The organism is Hymenobacter artigasi (assembly GCF_012275535.1).
Taxonomy (GTDB): domain Bacteria; phylum Bacteroidota; class Bacteroidia; order Cytophagales; family Hymenobacteraceae; genus Hymenobacter; species Hymenobacter artigasi.
This window is the reverse complement of sequence record NZ_JAAVTK010000013.1, coordinates 158733-178100: the sequence shown is the minus strand read 5'-3', so window position 1 is coordinate 178100 and position 19368 is coordinate 158733. Positions and strand designations below refer to the sequence as shown.

At 62.9% G+C, this 19368-nt stretch carries 14 protein-coding genes; 4 read left to right on the top strand and 10 right to left on the bottom strand.

Features of this window, described 5'->3' with window-relative positions:
• Window positions 1–109: 109 nt before the first annotated feature.
• The 4 genes from HBN54_RS18625 to galK form a co-directional block, all read right to left on the bottom strand.
• Complete coding sequence (locus tag HBN54_RS18625) at window positions 110–838, bottom strand: 3'-5' exonuclease (protein WP_210428111.1); 729 nt, start codon at window positions 836–838, stop codon at window positions 110–112.
• Window positions 839–919: 81 nt separating this feature from the next.
• Window positions 920–1942 (bottom strand): LacI family DNA-binding transcriptional regulator, encoded by a 1023-nt coding sequence (locus HBN54_RS18620; RefSeq protein WP_168674730.1) that lies wholly within the window; start codon window positions 1940–1942, stop codon window positions 920–922.
• A 316-nt stretch (window positions 1943–2258) separates the two neighbouring features.
• On the bottom strand, window positions 2259–3311 hold the full coding sequence (locus HBN54_RS18615) for a UDP-glucose--hexose-1-phosphate uridylyltransferase (protein ID WP_168674729.1): 1053 nt from the start codon (window positions 3309–3311) through the stop codon (window positions 2259–2261).
• Window positions 3312–3422: 111 nt separating this feature from the next.
• Complete coding sequence (galK, locus tag HBN54_RS18610) at window positions 3423–4595, bottom strand: galactokinase (RefSeq protein WP_168674728.1); 1173 nt, start codon at window positions 4593–4595, stop codon at window positions 3423–3425.
• Between the two features lie 374 nt (window positions 4596–4969).
• Between galK and HBN54_RS18605 the strand changes: the two genes are divergently transcribed.
• The 4 genes from HBN54_RS18605 to HBN54_RS18590 all read left to right on the top strand — a co-directional run bounded on the left by HBN54_RS18605 (window position 4970) and on the right by HBN54_RS18590 (window position 11881).
• Window positions 4970–7570 carry a cellulase family glycosylhydrolase gene (locus HBN54_RS18605; RefSeq protein ID WP_168674727.1) on the top strand — a complete coding sequence of 867 codons (2601 nt, stop codon included), beginning with the start codon at window positions 4970–4972 and terminating at the stop codon, window positions 7568–7570.
• Window positions 7571–7660: 90 nt separating this feature from the next.
• Window positions 7661–9406 carry a glycosyl hydrolase 53 family protein gene (locus HBN54_RS18600; protein WP_168674726.1) on the top strand — a complete coding sequence of 582 codons (1746 nt, stop codon included), beginning with the start codon at window positions 7661–7663 and terminating at the stop codon, window positions 9404–9406.
• A 66-nt stretch (window positions 9407–9472) separates the two neighbouring features.
• Complete coding sequence (locus HBN54_RS18595) at window positions 9473–10567, top strand: T9SS type A sorting domain-containing protein (RefSeq protein ID WP_168674725.1); 1095 nt, start codon at window positions 9473–9475, stop codon at window positions 10565–10567.
• Between the two features lie 189 nt (window positions 10568–10756).
• On the top strand, window positions 10757–11881 hold the full coding sequence (locus HBN54_RS18590) for a T9SS type A sorting domain-containing protein (protein ID WP_168674724.1): 1125 nt from the start codon (window positions 10757–10759) through the stop codon (window positions 11879–11881).
• Window positions 11882–11953: 72 nt separating this feature from the next.
• On the opposite strand, the gene HBN54_RS18585 is transcribed toward HBN54_RS18590, so the two are convergent.
• The 6 genes from HBN54_RS18585 to HBN54_RS18560 all read right to left on the bottom strand — a co-directional run bounded on the left by HBN54_RS18585 (window position 11954) and on the right by HBN54_RS18560 (window position 19297).
• Window positions 11954–12169 carry a heavy-metal-associated domain-containing protein gene (locus tag HBN54_RS18585; protein ID WP_168674723.1) on the bottom strand — a complete coding sequence of 72 codons (216 nt, stop codon included), beginning with the start codon at window positions 12167–12169 and terminating at the stop codon, window positions 11954–11956.
• Window positions 12170–12309: 140 nt separating this feature from the next.
• On the bottom strand, window positions 12310–12543 hold the full coding sequence (locus tag HBN54_RS18580; protein WP_168674722.1) for a heavy metal-binding domain-containing protein: 234 nt from the start codon (window positions 12541–12543) through the stop codon (window positions 12310–12312).
• Between the two features lie 220 nt (window positions 12544–12763).
• Window positions 12764–15253, bottom strand: a complete 2490-nt coding sequence (locus HBN54_RS18575) for an outer membrane beta-barrel protein (protein ID WP_168674721.1) — start codon at window positions 15251–15253, stop codon at window positions 12764–12766.
• A 144-nt stretch (window positions 15254–15397) separates the two neighbouring features.
• On the bottom strand, window positions 15398–16513 hold the full coding sequence (locus tag HBN54_RS18570; protein ID WP_168674720.1) for a cytochrome-c peroxidase: 1116 nt from the start codon (window positions 16511–16513) through the stop codon (window positions 15398–15400).
• A gap of 175 nt (window positions 16514–16688) precedes the next feature.
• Entirely contained in the window at window positions 16689–18671 is a 1983-nt protein-coding gene (locus HBN54_RS18565; RefSeq protein ID WP_168674719.1) for a sensor histidine kinase, read from the bottom strand.
• A gap of 218 nt (window positions 18672–18889) precedes the next feature.
• Complete coding sequence (locus HBN54_RS18560) at window positions 18890–19297, bottom strand: hypothetical protein (protein ID WP_168674718.1); 408 nt, start codon at window positions 19295–19297, stop codon at window positions 18890–18892.
• Window positions 19298–19368 lie beyond the last annotated feature (71 nt).

Below are 19368 nucleotides of genomic sequence, written 5' to 3'. Positions count from 1 at the left end.
GGCCCAACGGGTGCCAGCATGCAGAGCGGTCTCGAGGACCGATGACGTACTTCGGCGTGGCCCGTTGGGTTGCCACTACAAACATATGATGACGTTCTCTCATCTTCATTCACATCAACAAAAACACAGCCAGCAGCACCAGCGCCACAGCGGCCAGCAGCAGCCATGGTGCCACGCCAATGCGCAGCTTCTGCTTCCGCCGACGTGCCAGCCGGGCCTGCGGCGTGGGCAGCGCAATGGGCACTTGCTGCGCAATAATTTCGTCGGTAACCACGCCCTGGGCCCGCATCTGGAAGTAGCAGCGGGCCGTGGCGCGGGCATCTACCAGGGCATCATGTTCGCGCAGCAGCGGCTCCTGAAACAGGCGCTGGTGCAGCTCGCCCAACCGCAAAAAGCCCTGCGTGCTGTGGCGCAGCAGCGGCCCCGTGGCGCGCATGGTGCAAAACTGGGGCAGCCCGGGCAACGGGTTTTTCAGCCCGGCCCGGTGAAAGCCCACGCCCAGCATGTGGAAATCGAGCTGCATAAAATGGGCCACCACGCGGGGCTGGTAGTGCAGCAAATCGCGGTGCAGGCGCTGCATCACGGCGTGGCGCGAGCGGCCGTTGGCCTGCAAAAACGCCGGCGTGAGGCCGTGGATTTTGCCCGACTCCGGGCTCATGTCGTAGTCGCTGGGGCGGATGTAGTGGTTTTCGGCCTTCACTTCCTGGCCATCGGGGGTGCATACTACCCAGGCCAACTGCACGATGTGCGGCCAATTGTCGCGGCTGGCGTACGGCTGCGTCCAGTCGCGCGGAATGCCCGACGTTTCGGTATCGACGAACAGCAGGTAGTCGCTCACGGGGAACAATTAACAATTAGGAATTAAGAATTAACAATCAATAAGGCAATTGCTCATTCTTAATTGTTAATTCTTAATTGCTCACCCCTGGTGCCAGAGCGACGACTCGCGCTTTATCAGCCGGGGCTGAATCACGATTTTGCGGGGAGCCTGCTCGTGTTCCTGCACCATTTCGAGCAGCAGGCGCATGGCGGCCAGGCCCATTTCCTCGCAGCACTGGTCCACCGACGTCAGGTTGGGCTCGGTGAGGGAGGTGAAGCTTTCGTTGCTGAAACCCGACAGCGCAATGTCCTCGGGGATGCGCAGCTTGCGCTCCTTGAGCACGCGCATGGCCCCCACAATAGAAAAGTCGCTGGCCGAAAACACGGCCTCGGGCGGCTTGGGCAGGGCCAGCAGCTGCTCCATGCCGGCGCGGCCGTCGGCCTCCCACATCTCGCTGAACAGCACCAATTCTTCTTCAATCGGAATGCCGTACTCCAGCAAGGCCTGCCGGTAGCCGCCGAAACGGTTGATGTAGATATTGAGGTGCTGCGGGCCGCCGAAGTGCGCAATGCGCCGGCAGCCCTGCTCCAGCAGGTGCTTGGTCGACTGGTAGCCGCCCTGGAAATCGTCGAGCTCCACGGCGTTCACCTCCGGGCTGTCCAGAATGCGGTCGAAGAACACCAGCGGAATATCGCGCTTCTTAATCTTATCGAAGTGCTTGTAGTCGTGCGTGGTACGCGCCACCGACACCATGATGCCATCGACCTGCGCGTTAATCATCGTGTCCACGTTCTTCTGCTCCTGGCCGTAATCCTCGTTCGACTGGCACAGCAGCACGTTGAAGCCGGCGCGGTTGGCCACGGCCTCGGCGCCCTTCATCACCTGCGAAAAGAAGTGCCCGTCGATGTGCGGCACGATGACACCCAGGGTATTGCTGCGGCCCTTGCGCAGGGCCGCCGCCAGGTGGTTGGGCTGGTAGTTGAGCTGTTCGGCCAGCTTCCACACGCGCTTGCGGGTGGCTTCGCTGATGCGCGAATGGCCGCTGAGCGCCCGCGAAACCGTTGAAACGGCCAGGTTCAGCTCCTTGGCAATGTCCGAGATAGAGGCGCGTTTTTGAGCCAAAGCGGAAATAAATTAGTGAGTGCGGGGCTAAATGTAACCCACTGGTCCCATAACAGCGATGAAGCGCGGAACGTTAGGGGCAATTATTGTTTCTGGTTTCGGGCCGGTCAGTCGCCTGACCCGGTCTGACCGCCCTAGGCGGTCTGACCGGTTGAAGCACCAACGATTTCGCCCTGACGACGCCGCCCGGTCTGACCGCCCTAGGCGGTCTGACCGGTTGAAGCACCAACGATTTCGCCCTCACGACAACCGGTCAGACCGCCTAGGGCGGTCAGACCGGGGGACGGCGTCCGGCGGCAATAGCCATATGGGCAGCCTATTGAGCGGCCTTATAGTGAAGTTCTGACTGCTCGCGCAGCCGCCCAGCGCTGAACTCGGGGGTGATGTCGCGCTGCGGGTCGCCCAGCAACTCGTAGCCCACCATGAATTTGCGCACCGTGGCCGAGCGCAGCAGCGGCGGAAAAAAGTGCATGTGCAGGTGCCATTCGGGGTGCTCCTGGCCGTCGGTGGGGCGCTGGTGCAGGCCGGCCGAGTACGGGAACGAGATGCTGAACAGGTTGTCGTAGCGAATGGTGAGGCGGCGCAGCATGTCGGCCAGCGCGTCGCGCTCGTCGGGCGTGAGCTGGGTCACGTCCTGCACCGGGCGGCGGGCGATGAGGATGGTTTCGAACGGCCACACGGCCCAGAACGGCACCAGCACCACGAAATGCTCATTTTCAATAACCACCCGCTCCTTTTGCTCCAGCTCGATTTTGAGGTAGTCGCTCAGCAGCGTGCGGCCGTGCTCCTGGAAGTGGGCCAGCTGCTGCGCCGTTTCCTTGGCGGGCTCGCCGGGCACGGTGCGCTGCGCCCAAATCTGGCCGTGCGGGTGCGGGTTCGAGCAGCCCATCATCGCCCCCTTGTTCTCGAAAATCTGCACGTAGTTGATGTCCGGCCGCGCCCCGAGTGTGGTGAATTCCTCCACCCAAAGGTCCACCACTTTGCGAATAGCGGGCGTTTCCATCTGGGGCAGCGTCAGGTCGTGGCGCGGCGAGAAGCAGATGACGCGGCAGATGCCCGACTCCGCCTCGGCCCGCAGCAGGCCGCCTTCGTTGATGCCGCCGGTGGGCACATCGGGGGTCAGCGCGCCGAAATCGTTGTTGAAAACGAAGGTATCGGTGTACGGCGGGTTCACCTCGCCGCCCACGCGCACGTTGCCGGGGCAGAGGTAGCAGGTGGGGTCGTAGGCGGGGCGCTGGTCGGGCGCGGTTTCTTCCTGCTGGCCCTGCCAGGGGCGCTTGGAACGGTGCGGCGACACGAGCACCCACTCGCCCGACAGGGCATTGAAGCGACGGTGCGGGTGTTCGGTGGAATCGAAAGTAGCGGACATGGAATCAATTAAGAATTAGCAATGAATAATTAAGAATTGACAGTGAGCAATAATGACGAGATAAAGCAAATAATAGCAGATAAAGCGGGGCCAGCGGCTTTCTATCAATTGTTAATTATCAATTGACACCGCCCCTACCCCGCCCACAATTGTGGTCTGGTAGGTTTCGAGCGTCATCCCGAATTTTTCCCGATACGCCGCGCTCACGCTGGCAATGAACTCCGCCACCTTATCGGGCGCGACCAGGTTGATGGTGCAGCCGCCGAACCCGCCGCCCATCATGCGCGAGCCGAACACGCCGGGCGCAGCCTTCGCGGCTTCCACCAGCACATCGAGCTCCACGCAGCTTACTTCGTAGGCGTCGCGCAGGCCGGCGTGGCTGGCGTACATCTCCTGGCCGAAGGCGGCGAGGTCGCCGGCTTGGAGGTGGCGGCAGGCTTCTACTACGCGGGTATTTTCCTGCACCACGTAGGCGCAGCGGCGGAACACCGTGGGGCCCAGCTCATCGCGGTGGGCTTCGAGCTGGGCCAGCGTGGCATCGCGCAGGGCCGCGATGTGGGGGTAATGCTGCTGAAGCACCGCCACTCCGCGCTCGCACTCCTGGCGGCGGGTGTTGTAGGCGGTGCTGGCCAGGCTGTGCTTCACGCCCGAGTTGCAGAGCACGATGCGGCAGGCCGTGGTATCGAAGGGGAAATATTCGTAGTCGAGCGAGCGGCAGTCGAGGCGCACCACGTGGCCCTCGCGCCCAAACAGGCTGGCAAACTGGTCCATGATGCCGCACTGCACGCCGGCGTAGGTGTGCTCGGCCAGCTGCGCAATGCGGGCCAGCTCCATCTTATCGAGGTTGGTGCCCAGGAAATGATTGAGCGCGAAGGCCAGCCCACACTCCACGGCGGCCGACGACGACATGCCCGCGCCCATGGGCACGGTGCCGGCAAACACGCAGTCGAAGCCCGATACGGCGTGGCCGCGCAGCTGGAACTGGGCCGCCACGCCCAGCAGGTAATTGGCCCAATGTGTAGCGCCGGGGCTGATTTCGGCGGCGTTGGCCAGCTCAAAATCCTCACCCAAATCATAGGCGACGAGACGGATTTTCTCGGTCCCATTCAGGCCCACGGCGAAGCTCATTTCCTTGTCCACGGCGGCGGGCAGCACGAAACCGGCGTTGTAGTCGGTGTGCTCGCCGATGAGGTTGACGCGGCCGGGGGCCCGCACCAGCAGCGGCGCGTAGCCAAAGCGTTGTTGAAAATCGGCCTGCACGGCCTGAATGAGCGGAGTGGACATAGAGAACGAGTGGGAAAACGGCCAGACGGTACCAAACGCAAACAGCAACACAAGACTACGCAACTTTGGGCAGATGCCCAGTCCATTGGGTTTGCAGGCCGAAAAGTACGGCAAATACGTTACATTTGCACAATCGTTTGTTTAAAAATAGCAGGCTTGATTGAGTCATTTTACGGACTTTGGCAATAAAATGCGGCGGCATACAATCTGTTTTTACATAAACGATGCTCTGGTTCAGACAGACCGGGCTTTTAACTCGTATTGGCTTCGGTGCCCCGAGTCCCGGCGCAGCTGCACAGTCAGCAGGGGCACGGGAGCAGGCTTTGCCCCTGCCTTTGCCCGGCGTCGTATTTACCTTGGAAATCCCCTCAAATATGTCCTCCCGCTACTTGCTTCTGCTGTCGCTCAGTTTCTTTTTCCAGGCTTTCCACTCCTCGCCGGCCCGCGCTCAAAAGGCAGCTAAATCGCCCTCGGGTGATATTTTTGTGGACAACAAGGGCGTGCTGCGCTGGCAGAAAACCCGGCAGGAAGTGGCCCTGTTCGGCGTGAACTACACCGCGCCCTTCGCCTACTCCTACCGGGCCCACCAGAAGCTGGGCGTGAACGTGGAGCAGGCCATCCGGCAGGACGTGTACCACCTGGCCCGGCTGGGTGTCGATGCGTTTCGGGTGCACGTCTGGGACGTGGAAATCACCGATACTGCCGGTAACCTGCTCGAAAATGAGCACCTGCACTTATTCGATTTTCTGGTGAATGAGTTGAAGCAGCGCGGCATCAAACTCATCCTCACGCCCATTGCCTACTGGAACAATGGCTACCCCGAAAAAGACTCGGGCACCGGCTTTTCCAGCATCTATTCCAAGGGCGAGGCCTACACCAACCCGCGCGCCATTGCGGCCCAGGAGCGGTACCTCACGCAGTTTCTCAACCACCGCAACCCCTACACCAAAAAACTCAACCGCGAAGACCCGGATATTCTGGCCTTCGAGGTGTGCAACGAGCCGAAATACCACCAGCCCGAAGCCCAAGTGACCAGCTTTGCCGACCGCATGGCCGCCGCCATCCGGGTCACGGGCTGCCGCAAGCCGGTGTTCTACAACATCTCGGAAAACCCCGATGTGTACCAGGCCATCCTCAACGCCAAGGTCGACGGCCTGACTTACCAGTGGTACCCGCAGGGCCTGGTAAGCAACCACACGCTGCGCGGCAATTTCCTGCCCTACGTGGACCAGTACCCCATTCCGTACCGCACCGATGCCCGCTTTCGGAGCAAGGCGAAGATGGTGTACGAGTTCGAGTCGGCCGATATTATTCAGCCGGTGATGTACCCGTTTATGGCCCGCAGCTTCCGCGAGGCCGGTTTTCAGTGGGCCACGCAGTTTGCCTACGACCCCATGGCCATTGCCTACGCCAACACGGAGTACCAGACCCATTACCTGAACCTGGCCTACACGCCGGCTAAGGCGCTGAGCCTGCTCATCGCGGGCAAGGCATTTCGGAGCGTGGGGCGCGGGCAGTCGTTCGGGCGCTACCCGCAGGACTCGGTTTTTGGTAATTTCCGCGTCAGCTACCGGCTGGGGCTGAGCGAGATGAACTCGCCCGAGGAGTTTTATTACACCGCCAATACCGGCACCGCGCCCCGACAGCCGGCCCGGTTGCAGCACCTGGCGGGCGTGGGCTCGTCGCCGGTGGTGCGCTACGGCGGCACCGGCGCGTATTTTCTGGATAAGCTGGCCCCCGGCGTGTGGCGGCTGGAGGTAATGCCCGATGCCGTGGCCATCCGCGACCCATTCGAAAAAGCCTCACTGAGCAAACCGGTGACGCAGATTTCGTGGAACGAGCAGCCGTTAGTGCTTTCCCTGCCGGACCTTGGGCCCAGCTTTTCATTACGTGCTTTGAATGAGCGCAACAGTTATGAGGCCCACACTACCGACGGCCGCACTACCGTGCGGCCCGGCGTTTATCTGGTGGCTGCATCCGGCAAATCAACCATTGCCTTCACTCCGCGTACCATATTCAACCACGGAGAATTACGCGATTTCGCCGCTCCTAAAGGGTTTATATTTCTGGAAGGGCCCCAGCAGCAGGTGCGGCACACCGCCCCGGCCCAGGCTACGGCGGGCCAGCCGTTGCGCATTACCGCCACCATCAGCGGCCTCTTACCCACCGACAGCGTGTTTCTGGTGGCGCAGCACTACTACGGCCCCACGCGCACCCTGCCCATGACCACCCGCAGCTACGCCAATCTGGAAGCCACCGTGCCCGCCGAGCTGCTTTATCCCGGCCAGCTCCGCTACTGGCTGGTGGTGAAAAAAGGTGCGCAGGCGCTCACGTTTCCCGGCGGCTTCAGTGGCCAGCCGCGCGACTGGGACTTTGCCCATAACGAGCATTACGAAGTACCCATTGTGGCGGCCGGCGCGCCGCTGCCGCTCTTCCAGGCCAGCCGCGACCAGGAGCGCATCGAAGCCCACGGGCTGGCTCCCATGAGCTGGACCGACTACGTGACGCTACCCGACGGCGCGCTCGCCCTGCGCCTTGTGCAAGGCCCGCCCCGGCCCAACCAGCCCGATGCTACCGGCCCGGCCGCTAGTCTGCGGGCATTTTTCGGCGATAAGCTGGCTGGCCGCACCACCGATTTGGCGGGTTTTACGACTATCGTCGTGCGGGCCCGCAGCAGCCAGCCCAATGCCAGCGTCAGCCTCACCCTGACCACGAAAGATGCCGTGGCCTACGCCGCGCCGCTGGCGCTGAGCACGGAGGTTCGGGAAATCCGGCTGCCGCTTAGTGCCTTCCGGCCGGCGGCGCTGCTGCTGATGCCCCGGCCCTACCCCGGCTTTCTGCCGCTGCACTACCAGGCTCCCGGCGCGGGCAGCCTGAAAGTCGCGGAGGCCGAAGTGCTGCATCTGACCTGGGATGCGGCCAGCGTTACCGGCAGCCCGGCGAGTGTGGATATCGAGTCGATTTCGCTGCAATAGCGGTTCTGTCAGACTGACCGAATACTTTTCTCAATAATTTCGTAAAACCCTCTACGTTAGCCAATGCGCCAGCTAACCGCCCCCACCGCTATGATGAGAAGCCTACTTTTGTTGCTGATAATGGGGGCCCTTACCGGGCTGCCGCGCCATGCGGCCGCCCAAACCCCCGCCGCTTTTGCCAAAGGGGCCGATGTGAGCTGGGTGAGCCAGATGGAGGCCGCCAACTACCGCTTCTACAACGAATCCGGCACGCAGCAGGACCTGTTTCAGCTGCTGCACGACCACGACATGAACACCATCCGGCTGCGGGTGTGGGTGAACCCGACCAGCGGCTGGAACGGCAAAAACGACGTCATCGCCAAGGCCATCCGGGCGCACAACCTGGGCTTCCGGCTCATGATTGACTTTCATTACAGCGATGAATTTGCTGACCCCGGCCGGCAGAACAAGCCCGCCGCCTGGGTGGGCCACACCCTGGCCCAGCTGCAAACCGACGTGTATAACCACACTTACAGCATTCTCGACTCGCTGAAGGCCAATAACATCGTGCCCGAATGGGTGCAGGTGGGCAACGAAACCAACGACGGCATGCTCTGGCCCGAAGGCCGCGCCTCGACCAATATGGCCAACTTCGCCAGCCTCGTGGACCGGGGCTACGCGGCTGTGAAGGCCGTGAATCCCACCAGCAAGGTTATCGTGCATATTTCCAACGGCTTCAACAACAGCCTGTTCCGCTACCTGTTCGATGGCCTGCGAAATAACAATGCCCGGTACGATGTCATTGGCATGTCGCTCTACCCCACGGCCGCCAACTGGCCCACGCTCACGGCGCAATGCCTCGCCAACATGAATGACATGGTGAGCCGCTACCCCGGCAAGGAAGTGATGGTGGTGGAAACCGGCATGCCCGCCAACGTGCCCATTCCCACCCAGCAAATGCTGCTCGACCTGATGGCCAAAACCCGCGCCGTGCCCAACAACAAGGGCCTGGGCGTGCTCTATTGGGAGCCCCAGGCCTATAACTGGATGAGCTACGGCCTGGGCATCTGGAACAGCAACGGCCAGCCTACCGGGGCCATCAATGCCTTTCTGAACAACCCGCCCAGCCCCGGCCTGGTCTACAACCCGGGCTTCGAGTACACCGCCGCCACCCAAACGCCACTAGGCTGGAGCACCGCCACTACCGCCGATGCCGACGCCGACCTGACGCAGAACTACGGCCAGGCCAGCCTCTACCAGCTGAGTCACCAAAAAACCACCGCCTACCAGGTGCGCACCTACCAGCTGCTCGCCAACGTGCCCAACGGCACCTACACCCTGCGCGCCTGGGCCCAGAGCAGCGGCGGCCAGGCCCAGTGCCAGCTCTACGCCAACGGCTTCGGCGGTACCGAGCTGGCTACCACCCTGCCCACCACCAGCACCTGGACGCGGGTGCAGGTGAGCGGCATTGTGGTGAGCAACGGGCAGTGCGAAATCGGGCTGCGCTCCGATGCCCACGCCGGCGAAACGGCTGGCATTGATGACGTAGAATTCGTATCTTCATCCGTAACTTCTTCTGTGCCTGGCGCTGCCGGGGTGGGCTTCACGGCCCAAGTATTTCCGAACCCGGCCTTTGGGGCCCGCACCGTAGCGCTGGTGCTCGACCGCGACGAAACCGTGCAGCTCACGCTGTACACCCTCACGGGGCAGCTGGTGCGCACCCTCACGCCGGCCCAGCGCCTCACGCGGGGCGCGCATCAGCTTTCGACCCACGAAACCGGGATTGCGCCCGGCACTTACCTCCTGAAAATAATGCACGGCGACCAGGTTACGATGCGACAATACGTGCAACTGTAGCCGCCTGTCACGCCCACCGCTTTCCATCATTTTCATCCTCAAACCCACTTTTAAAAACCCACCATCATGAAAATCTTTACGCTTGCAGCGATGGGCGCCCTCACGGTCGCCTCGCTCACTGCCCACGCGCAGTTCACCCTCGATGGCCAGGCTACGGCTGCGGAAATTGGTACTGGAGTTGGCAAATACCAGCTGGCCGGCAGCTACACCGGCAATCATCTGGACGCCGACCGGGGCCTGAAAGCCCTGTACGTGGGCTACACCGCCACCACGCTGAATATTCTGGTGGCCGGCTCGGCCGAAGCAGCCACTTCGGGCAGCTACCGCGCCCTCGTAGTGTACCTGAACACGCCGCTACGCAGCGGCGCTCCGGCGGGGGTGCAGCTGGGCGGGGCCGATAACCAATCGCCCCTGAAGCACCGGCCCACGTTGGATATGCAGACGGACTACGGCTTCCGCGTGTCGGTTGGGCCCGGCGCTACCGATGTCTATTTCAGCAACGCCTCGTACGTTACCGGTACCGGAGCACCCACGGCCGGCACCGACACGTACGCCGGCTCGGGCAACAAGAACGGTACCGTGGTTACCTCCTCGGCAACCGTGTTGCCCGGCACCCGCTTTGCCTACCTGAACACGGCCAGCCTCACGGCCAACACCGGCAATGCAGGGTTAGAAATTGAGATTCCGCTCGCGGCCCTAGGCACGCCCCTACTCACCGCCGGCAGCCGCCTCGACCTGTTTGCCGCCTACACCGACGGCGACGGCATCTTCTACTCCGATGTAATACCACAAATCACGGGCCGCACCACCACCCTTGGCGCCGACCCAAACTTCACCACCATCCCCGGCACGCAATCGGTGGCATTCTCGCTGGGCGCGGGCGTGTTGGCCAGCCGCAGCGCCGTGGCCAGCAGCCTCAATTTTCAGGTGTACCCCAACCCGGCTTCGGCCACGTCCACCATCGCCTACACCGTGCCGGCCGGCCGCCAGCCCGTGGCGCTGGCCGTGTACAACGCCCTGGGCCAGCGCGTGCGCGCCCTGGCCGAGGCCGAACAAGCCGGCAACCAGCAGTTTGCCCTCGGCAGCCTGCCCGCCGGGGCCTACTTGGTGAAGCTGCAAATCGGCGACCAGCTCACCAGCCGAAAAGTAGTGGTGCAGTAGGCACTCAGGTTTGAAAATTGCGCAAAGGGCGGCTCCACATCGGAGCCGCCCTTTTTTTGGCTTTTCGTATATATATTTTATTTAATATTTAAAATGATTTTTATTGATGTCTTAATAAAAAATTCATTTTTATAAGTGAATTTTTACATATATTTAAATAATCAATATAAATCTTTCAATTCCCACATCATGAAAAGGTTTTCTACGCTCACTGCGATTGGTTTGCTAACCATCGCCTCGCTCACGGCCAGTGCCCAGTTCATCGTAGATGGCAGGGCTACGGCTACTGAAATCGGTACCGGCATGGGCAAGTACCAGCTGGCAGCCACCTATACCGGCACCCACCTCGAAGCCGACCGGGGCCTGCAGGCGCTCTACGTGGGCTACACGACCACCACGCTGAACATCATGCTGGTAGGCTCGGACGAAGCGGCTAATACGGCACCATCGGGTGGGTATCGTTCTTTCGTCATCTACCTGAATACGCCAGCCCGGCCGGGCGCACCGGCCGGCACCCTGCTGGTTGGTGGCAGCGATATTCAGTCGCCGCTCAAGCACCACCCCACCATGGACAACCCCACGGACTACGGCTTTCGGGTGTCGGTAGGCCCCACCTCAGCTACGGCCAATGATGTGTATTTCAGCCGGGTATCGTATGTGACCGGCACTGCGGTGACGCCCGGCACGGATACGTTTATCGGGGCCGGCACCAAAACCGGCGGGCAGGTGGTAGCCCCCGCCACCCTGGACCTGGCCGGCAGCAAATTTGCCTACAGCAATACGGCCACCCTCGCCGCCAATACCACCAATGCGGGGTTTGAGATTGAGATTCCATTGGCAGCGCTGAGCACTGCTACCGTGCCGATTGAAACGGGTACCAGCCTGGAGCTGGTAGCGGCCTATACCGATGGCGACGGCATTTTCTTCAGCGAGCTGCTGCCGTCGATATCCGGCCGCACCACCACGCTGGGCAGCAACCCGGACTTCACGACCATTCCGGACAACCAGTTCATCACGGTAGAGCTGGGTGCGGGCGTGCTGGCCAGCCGCAGCGCCGTGGCCAGCCGCCTCAATTTCCAAGTGTACCCCAACCCGGCTTCAGCCACGTCCACCATCGCCTACACCGTGCCGGCCGGCCGCCAGCCCGTAGCGCTGGCTGTGTACAACGCCCTGGGCCAGCGCGTGCGCGCCCTGGCCGAGGCCGAACAGGCCGGCAACCAGCAGTTTGCCCTCGGCAGCCTGCCCGCCGGCGCCTACCTGGTCCGGCTGCAAATCGGTGACCAGCTCACCAGCCGAAAAGTAGTGGTGCAGTAGCTTTGGCAAGGTCAAAAGGCAAAAAAGGCGGCTCCGTAGTGGAGCCGCCTTTTTTTTCTGATTGTGATAGGGTTAGGCCGCCAGGGCCTGAATCTCGAATCCGGCGTCCTGCACGGCTTTCACAACCTGGGCAGCAGTAGCCGTAGGGGAATTGACCGTGAGGATTTTATCGGCATTGGCGGTATCAACCTGCCAGTTATTGGCCCCAACTTCTTGGTTGAGCCCGGGCGTGACGGCCTTGATGCAGCCGCCGCAGTTGATGGTGGTTTTGAAACGAAGCGTTGACATGAAATTGACCAGTTAAGTAGTGGGAAAGCGCCCGGCCTTTGGTATGGGGGCGACACTATAAAGTTACGGCTACAACTCCCGCAGGCTGGCATAGAATTCTTACGCAAAGCTGCAGAATTCTGGCGCTGGAAGGATTCTGATTACGATTTTTTGACCAGCTCCATCTCGCAGGTGGGGCACTTGCCGGGCTTGCTGCTTTGGCTGCCGGCGCAGCCCATCGGGCATTCGTAGCGGGCTTCGGCCACGGGCGTGGCGGCGGGCGTAGTCGTAGCCGGGGCGGCGGCGGCGGCGGGTTTCTGGCTTTCGCAGCTGCTCAGCAGCAGGGGGGCTGAACAAAGGGCAGCCAGCAGGAAAGCGGGAATTTTTGGGAACATGAGGGAGTCAGGAAGAAGAAAAAGCAAGGAAACGACCGCCGCGCCGGTGGCGGCAGCCGAATGGCAAATTTAAGGCGTAAGGTTGCGTTTGGGCTGCTCGCGCCGGCATTCGAACAGGCTTTTGTCATTCCGACGAAGGAGGAATTTGACTAAAACCAAGCAAGAGTTGTCATCAGATTCCTCCTTCGTCGGAATGACAGTTCTATTTTCCGGCGGCGGCTTACTCGAAGCCGCGCCCGCCGGCATCGTCGGGCTGCTCGTCTTTGCGCTTGCTGCGGGGCGTGTCGCCCGCGTTGCCGAAGCGGTAGCTGAAGCCCAGGTACAGGATGCGCGACTCGCGCTTGTTGCGGGCCAAGGACTCGAAGCCGGGGCCGTAGGCGTTGAAGTTGAATTGCAGGGTGTTGAAGATATCGGACACCCGCAGCGTGATGTTGCCCTTGTCTTTGAGCACGCTCTGCTTGGCGGCAAAGTCGGCGCTGAACTGCGTGAGGCGCTGGCCCTGGGCCGATACCACCGGCGAGCGGTAGTTGGCCGAGAGCTGCAAATCGAGCTTTTTGGTGGGCGATACCGTGGTATTGAGCCGGGCCGTGTACACGATGTTGCTGTTGTTGAAATCCAGGTTGGTCGGCGTCGAGCCTTTGATGATGCGCCGGAACGCCGAGGTATTGGCGCTCACTTTCCAAATGCTCGTGACCGGGGCCGAGGCCACCAGCTCTAGGCCGTAGTTGGTTTCCTGGCCCACGTTGAGGCGCGTGGTGTTCGTGACGAGGGCGTTGGTGACGGGGTCGCGGAAAAACGGGTCACGGATGTTGGTAATCGTATTTTCCTCCAACCGGTAAAACGCCGTAGCGCTCACCGAGCTGCTGGCCCCGAAAAACCGCTGGTTGCCCAGCTCCAGCGAGTGCACGAACTCGGGAATCAGCAGCGGGTTGCCGGTGCGCAGGTTCAGCGGGTCCGAGCGGTCGGGAAAGGGGTTGAGCTCATCGGCGCTGGGGCGCTGCACGCGGCGCGAGTAGCTGAGCTGCACCCGGTTTTCCTTGCTCACATCGTAGGCCAGCACGGCGCTCGGGAACAGGCTCAGGTAGCTGCGCGTGAAGTGGCCGGCGGGCACGTCCGTCGACTGGTCGCCCCGGGTATTGGTTTGCTCCAGGCGCAGGCCAAACTGGTAGCTGAAATCGCCGGCCGCGTTGGCATACGTGCCGTAAGCGGCCTGAATGTATTCGTGGTAGATGAAGCGGTTGGAAGGGTCGAAGGCCAGCACGGGGCGGCTGCGGTACTGGTAGTCGTTGTCGGAGCGGCGCGAGATGCTTTTGGCGCCCAGCTCGTAGCGGCCCTTCTCCCCCACCGGCATCACGTAGTCGATTTGGGCCGAGGCCAGGTCATTCTGGGTATTGAACTGCTGGTGCTGGGAGCCGGTGGTCTGGTCGCGAAAATTCACGTCCGAATTCACTCCGATGTTGTACTGCACGGGCGTGTAAATGGCATTGGCGGTCAGCTCACGGCGCTTTTGGGCGGGCCACAGGCGGCGGTAGTCGAGGCTAAAATCGGCCTGCTTCGCCGTGCCGGCGTTGGTGACGTAGCGGGTGCTGTTGCCCAGCGGCGGCATATCGCCGGTGCTCAGGTTGGTCTGGGTCGAGAGGATGTTTTCGCGGTTGTCCTGGGTGTTGAAGCGCGGCTGCACGGTCAGGGTCAGGGTCTGGTCGGGCGTGAGGGCGTAGTCCAGGCCCAGGCGCACGGCGTGGGAAATGCCCTGCGACACGCTGCTGCGGTCCTGGTTCAGCACCACGGTGGTATCGAGGCGGGTGGTGCGCTGGCGCACCGAGCCGTAGCCCGTGCGCCGGTCGTCGCGAAAGTCGTAGGAGCCGAATACGTTCACCTTGCCCTTGTGGTAGTTCAGGCCCAGGGAGGTGTTGTACTTCTGGCCGGTGCCGGCGGTGGCGCTGGCCTGGCCATTCCAGCCGTCCTGGCGCTCCTTTTTCAGCACAATGTTGATGATGCCGGCCGAGCCCTCCGCGTCGTAGCGCGACGACGGGTTGGTGACGACTTCAATGGTCTGAATGGAGCTGGCCGGCAGCTGGTCGAGTGTGACGCCGGTGGGCTTGCCGTCCACAAAAATCTTCACATTGGTCGAGCCGCGCAGGCTTACCGCGCCGCTCTGGTCCACCGTCACGCTGGGCACGTTCTGGAGCACGTCCACGGCCGTGCCACCGGTGGCGGTGAGGTCCTTGGTCACGTCGATTACCTTTTTGTCGAGGTTATCGGTCACGATGGCGCGCTCGCCTTTCACCACCACTTCGGCCAGCTTGGTGGCGGCCACGCGCAGGCGCAGCGGCCCCAGCTGCAGCGTGGGCGCGGCGGCCGTGAGGGCCACGGCGCGCTGCCCGGTGCGGTAGCCCACCACCGAGGCGCGCAGCACGTAGCTACCAAAAGGCACTTTCTCGATAGCAAACGCGCCGGTTTCCAGCGTTTGCGCACCGGCTACGAAGCTGGAGTCGGTGGCCCGCAGCAGCACCACGCCGGCAAAAGGCAGCGGCTCATTGGTGGCCGCGTCGAGCAGCCGGCCGCTCACGGTGCCGCTAGCCTGCGCCCGGGCAGTGGATGGGCTGGCCAGCACCGCCAGCAGCAACATGCTACCCCAAAACTGCTTTTGCCCCAGCCCAATGGCGCGGACACTAAAAAACCGCACGAGGGCGGCGAGTAGACGTTTCATATCCCTAAAAATCATCGATTCACTGGCGCAAACGACACCATTCCCCCGCACTAGCTGCTTGCAGCCCCAAAATTGCAGTCCGAACCTGTGGCAATTCTGTGCCGTGCTGCCGTACCGTGGACGCGGCGAGTATGCGGTACGGCCCTACGGTTTAGCAAAGCGCGGGTCGTGGGTGAACGTGGTATCGGTGAGGGTGCGTAGGAAGGCCACGATTTTAGCCTTTTCGTCCCGGGTCAGGCCCAGGGGGTGGCCGGCCCCGAGCTTGTTGTTGCTGCCGTTCAGTATCAGCGGGTCGAGGTTGGGGCTGGCGGTGGCAATGTGCTCGTTGTAGTGGCTCAACACGCTGTCGAGGTTGGGGAAACGGCCGTCGTGCATGTAGGGAGCCGTGAGGGCGATGTTGCGCAGGGAGGGCACCCGAAACTTGCCGTTGTCGGTGGGCTTGCCGGTTTGCGCGCCCAGGCCCAGGTCGGTGAGGGTGGCGTCGAGGCCGTTGTTGCGGAAGGCATGGTCGGTTTGCAGGCTGCCGCCGTGGCAGTCCTGGCAGTTGCCGCCCCGGATGCCGGCTGGCCCGTCGGGGTGCGTCACAAACAGCACCAGGCCCTGCTGCTCGTAGCTGGTGAGGGCGGCGCGGTTGCCGCGCTGGTACTGGTCGTAGCGCGAGTTGCTCGAAACCAGGGTGCGCTCGAACTGGGCCAGCGCCTTGAGCAGGTTATCTTCCGTAATCGTGCTGCTGCCAAAGGCCTTGCGAAACAGCGGCGGGTAGGCCGCCGTGGCTTGCAGGCGGGCCACGCCGGCGGCCAAGGTCTGGTGCATCTCCACCGGGTTTTCGAGGGGGATGCGGGCTTGGGCTTCGAGGCTGCTGGCAGCACCATCCCAGGTGAGCAGGGGCTCCCAGGCCAGGTTGGCCAGCGGCATGGCGTTGCGCAGCGTGGTACCGCCGTTCACGCCCTGGGCGTGGGCCAGCCCGTCGGTGAAGGCCAGCTCCTGGCGGTGGCAGCTGGCGCAGGATATTGTGCTGTTCACCGACAGGCTTTTTTCATAGAACAGCTGCCGGCCCAGCGCCACGCCTTCCACCGTCAGGGGGTTGTTGGCGGGGGTGGCAGGCAGGGGCGGGAAGTTGCCGGGCACCGTCAGGTTGTAGGCCGTGGGGGGCACTACCGGGCCTTCCGGGTCCACGGTGTCGCGGTCGTGCTGGCAGCCGACCAGGGCCAGCAAGCCAGCGCATAGCCACACGGCGGTTGTCTTCGTAGCCTTCCGCATTTAGGTATTCAGGAGTAAAGAGTGGTTAATGGGAAGGCGGGAGGGCTAAGTTAAGAGTTAAGAGTTGGGAGTTAGGAGTTAAGAGTTGGGAGTTCGGAGTTCGGAGTTACGAGCTTGTGGCTTCCCTCTTAACTCCCAACTCTTAACTCCCAACTCTTAACTCTCAACCAAAACCTTACACTTCCAGCTCGAAGCTCACGATAGTGCCCTGCCCCAGGCGCGAGCTGATGGCCAGCCGGCCGCCCAACAGGGCCACGCGGTTGCGCACCCCGGCCAGGCCAATGCCTGGCAGCGGCTGCCCCACCAGCAAAGCTGGCTCGAAGCCGCGGCCGTTGTCCTCCACGCTTACGTCGAGGCGGCCGTTTTCGTAGGCTACGTGCACCACGGCTTCGGTGGCGTGGGCATGCTTCATCACGTTGTTGAGCAGCTCCTGCACCGTGCGGTACACCCCAATCTCGGCCTGGGAATTGAGGCGGTGGCCGAGGCCGAGCAAGTGCAGGCGCACCGGCAGGCCGGCCGGCGCAATGCGCTTCACCAGCTCCTGCAGGGCCGTTTGCAGGCCAAAGTCTTCGAGCACGCCGGGCGTGAGCTCGAAGGAAATGGTGCGCGTGGCCCGGATGGCCTCATCCAGCAGCTTCAACGACTCGCGGGCCAGGCCCGGCACCCCGGCCCGGCCCGCCAGGCTCAGCTTGGTGGCATACAGGAGCTGGCCCAGGCCGTTGTGCAGGGCTTCGGCAATGCGTTTGCGCTCGGTTTCCTGCGTGTCCAGAATGGCGGCCAGCACTTCCTGCTGCCGGCGCAGGCGCTGTTGGGTGGCCTCCTCGGCCAGACGGTCGCGCTCGGTCACGTCGCGCACCACCGTGAGCACGCCGCTGGGCTGGCTTTCGCCGCTGTGGTACAGCGGCACGATGTGGACATCGTAGCGGCCAGGCCGCTGCTGAAACTCGCGGCCGAACAGGTCGATGCGCTCGCCGGCCAGCGCCCGGGCCACGAGCTGCTGCGATTCGTTGTTGAAATAAGGCAACACCTCGGCCAGGGGGCGGCCCAGCACTTCGGCGGCTTCGCGGCCAAAGTAAGTGGTGGCCTGGGCATTCCAGGCCGTAATGCACTGCGCCTGGTCAACGGCAATAATGCCGTCGACGGTGTTATCGAGGAGGCTTTCGGTAAATTCTTTGCTCTGCCGCAGCTGTTGCTGGGCCTGCCGGGCAGCCGTGATATCGCGCCACACCGTGTGCACCACCGGCGTGGAGCCACCCAACTCGATGGGCGTAAGCACGGCCTCAACCCATATTTCCTTGCCCGAAGCGTGGCGCATCACGACTTCGCAACGCTGCGAGCCAGTGCGCAGGGCTTCGGCCATGGTGTCATGAAACAGGTCGATGGTACGGCGGCCATCGGGCTGGTATTCGGGGGAGTGGGCCCAGGCCACCTGGCCTACCAGCTGCTGCCGGTCGGCGGCGCCCAGCAGACGCAGGGCGGCGGCGTTGCAATCCACAAAGTGGTAGCCCTGCACGAGCACCACAGCAGAACAGCTTTCCGTGAACAGCTTGCGGAAGCGGGCTTCGCTGGCGGCCAGTGCGGCCGTGGCCTGCTGGCGGGCCGTGGTGTCGAGCACGGCCAAGCGGCACTGCGGGCCCGCGGGGGTATCAACCCGCAGGCCTTCGAGCTGCCCAAAAAAAGTGGTGCCGTCTTCCTGCTGCAGCTTCAGCTCGATGCTCTGCGTGCTGTCGCTGCTGAACACGCGGGCCAGAAACTGCCCAAAATTCAGGCGCTGGGCCGAAACCACAAACAGGGCGAAGCGCCGCCGCACCAGCTGCTGGCGCACGGTGCCCAGCAGCCGGGCCCCGCAAAAATTGAGCTGCTCGATGAGGCCCGTATCGGTGAGGGTGAAGTAGCCCACCGGAGCGTAGTCGTAGAGGTCCACGTACTCGCTGCGGGCGGCCTGGGCTTCGGTCTGGGTCAGCAGCAGCTCTTCGTACTGCATTTCCAGCTCTATCTGGTGCACTTGCAGCTCCTGCACCAGGCGCTGCATTTCTTCGGGGGAGTGCAGCTCGGTGGGCTGGGTCACCAGCGCCCGGCGCTGTTCGGCCCGGGTGCGCAGCTCCAGCAGCGAGGCGTGCAAATCGGTGAGGGGCGCCGGAGTATCGGGGGGCAGCATGGCGGTGAGGCGAGGTAGGCTGTGAAGGTAAGCAAGGCAGCGCACCGGGCCAGTGCGGCGCGCCGGAAACGCCTAAAAACACCGGCTTTCCGGCGGCCGGGCATCTGTATCGCTTCTCCCAACAATTACCCTCCCACCGTGTGCTCAGCTAGTTCCATTCAGCTAGTGCGGCCAGCGCCTACCAGAGCTGGTAAGTGCTATCGTTTATCGCCCCGGGCTCAGGCCAGCAGCCAGCGCACGGCCGCGCCCTCGTCGGCAAAGGCTTGCAGCAGGTAGGGCTGGCCGGGCAGGGTGGCCGGCCGCATCTCGGCGGCCACTGCCGTATCGGTGGCAAGTTCCTCGGCGCGGGAGGGGGCTACCAGGTAGGCCAGGCGCAGCGGGGCGGGCAGCAGGGCCGCCGCCCGGGGCAGCCAGTCGGTGATGACCCAGCGGGCGCTGATGGCATCGGTGTAGGGGCGACGGCGCACGTCGAACAGCCAGCGGGTGGTGCGCCGGGCTTCGGGCAGCAGCAGCAGGGCCTCGTAGTCGGGGCGGGCAGTGGCCATTAACTCGTGGGTGGGCCAGCGCACGGTGAATACGTCGAGGTCGGGCCGGTAGGCGTAGTCGGGGAAGGCAGAATCGGACATGAGCAGTAGCAGAAAATAAGGGGGCTAACGGGGGTGGCTGCCAACAGATAGGACGGCGGCCACTGCGCCCC

Bases quoted from the DNA above. Each gene is read 5' to 3' on its own strand.
- HBN54_RS18615 (WP_168674729.1), bottom strand. From the start codon at position 3,311: ATGTCCGCTACTTTCGATTCCACCGAACACCCGCACCGTCGCTTCAAT.
- HBN54_RS18585 (WP_168674723.1), bottom strand. From the start codon at position 12,169: ATGTCAACGCTTCGTTTCAAAACCACCATCAACTGCGGCGGCTGCATC.
- HBN54_RS18575 (WP_168674721.1), bottom strand. From the start codon at position 15,253: ATGAAACGTCTACTCGCCGCCCTCGTGCGGTTTTTTAGTGTCCGCGCC.
- HBN54_RS18570 (WP_168674720.1), bottom strand. From the start codon at position 16,513: ATGCGGAAGGCTACGAAGACAACCGCCGTGTGGCTATGCGCTGGCTTG.
- HBN54_RS18600 (WP_168674726.1), top strand. From the start codon at position 7,661: ATGATGAGAAGCCTACTTTTGTTGCTGATAATGGGGGCCCTTACCGGG.
- galK (WP_168674728.1), bottom strand. From the start codon at position 4,595: ATGTCCACTCCGCTCATTCAGGCCGTGCAGGCCGATTTTCAACAACGC.
- HBN54_RS18560 (WP_168674718.1), bottom strand. From the start codon at position 19,297: ATGTCCGATTCTGCCTTCCCCGACTACGCCTACCGGCCCGACCTCGAC.
- HBN54_RS18605 (WP_168674727.1), top strand. From the start codon at position 4,970: ATGTCCTCCCGCTACTTGCTTCTGCTGTCGCTCAGTTTCTTTTTCCAG.
- HBN54_RS18595 (WP_168674725.1), top strand. From the start codon at position 9,473: ATGAAAATCTTTACGCTTGCAGCGATGGGCGCCCTCACGGTCGCCTCG.
- HBN54_RS18565 (WP_168674719.1), bottom strand. From the start codon at position 18,671: ATGCTGCCCCCCGATACTCCGGCGCCCCTCACCGATTTGCACGCCTCG.
- HBN54_RS18590 (WP_168674724.1), top strand. From the start codon at position 10,757: ATGAAAAGGTTTTCTACGCTCACTGCGATTGGTTTGCTAACCATCGCC.
- HBN54_RS18580 (WP_168674722.1), bottom strand. From the start codon at position 12,543: ATGTTCCCAAAAATTCCCGCTTTCCTGCTGGCTGCCCTTTGTTCAGCC.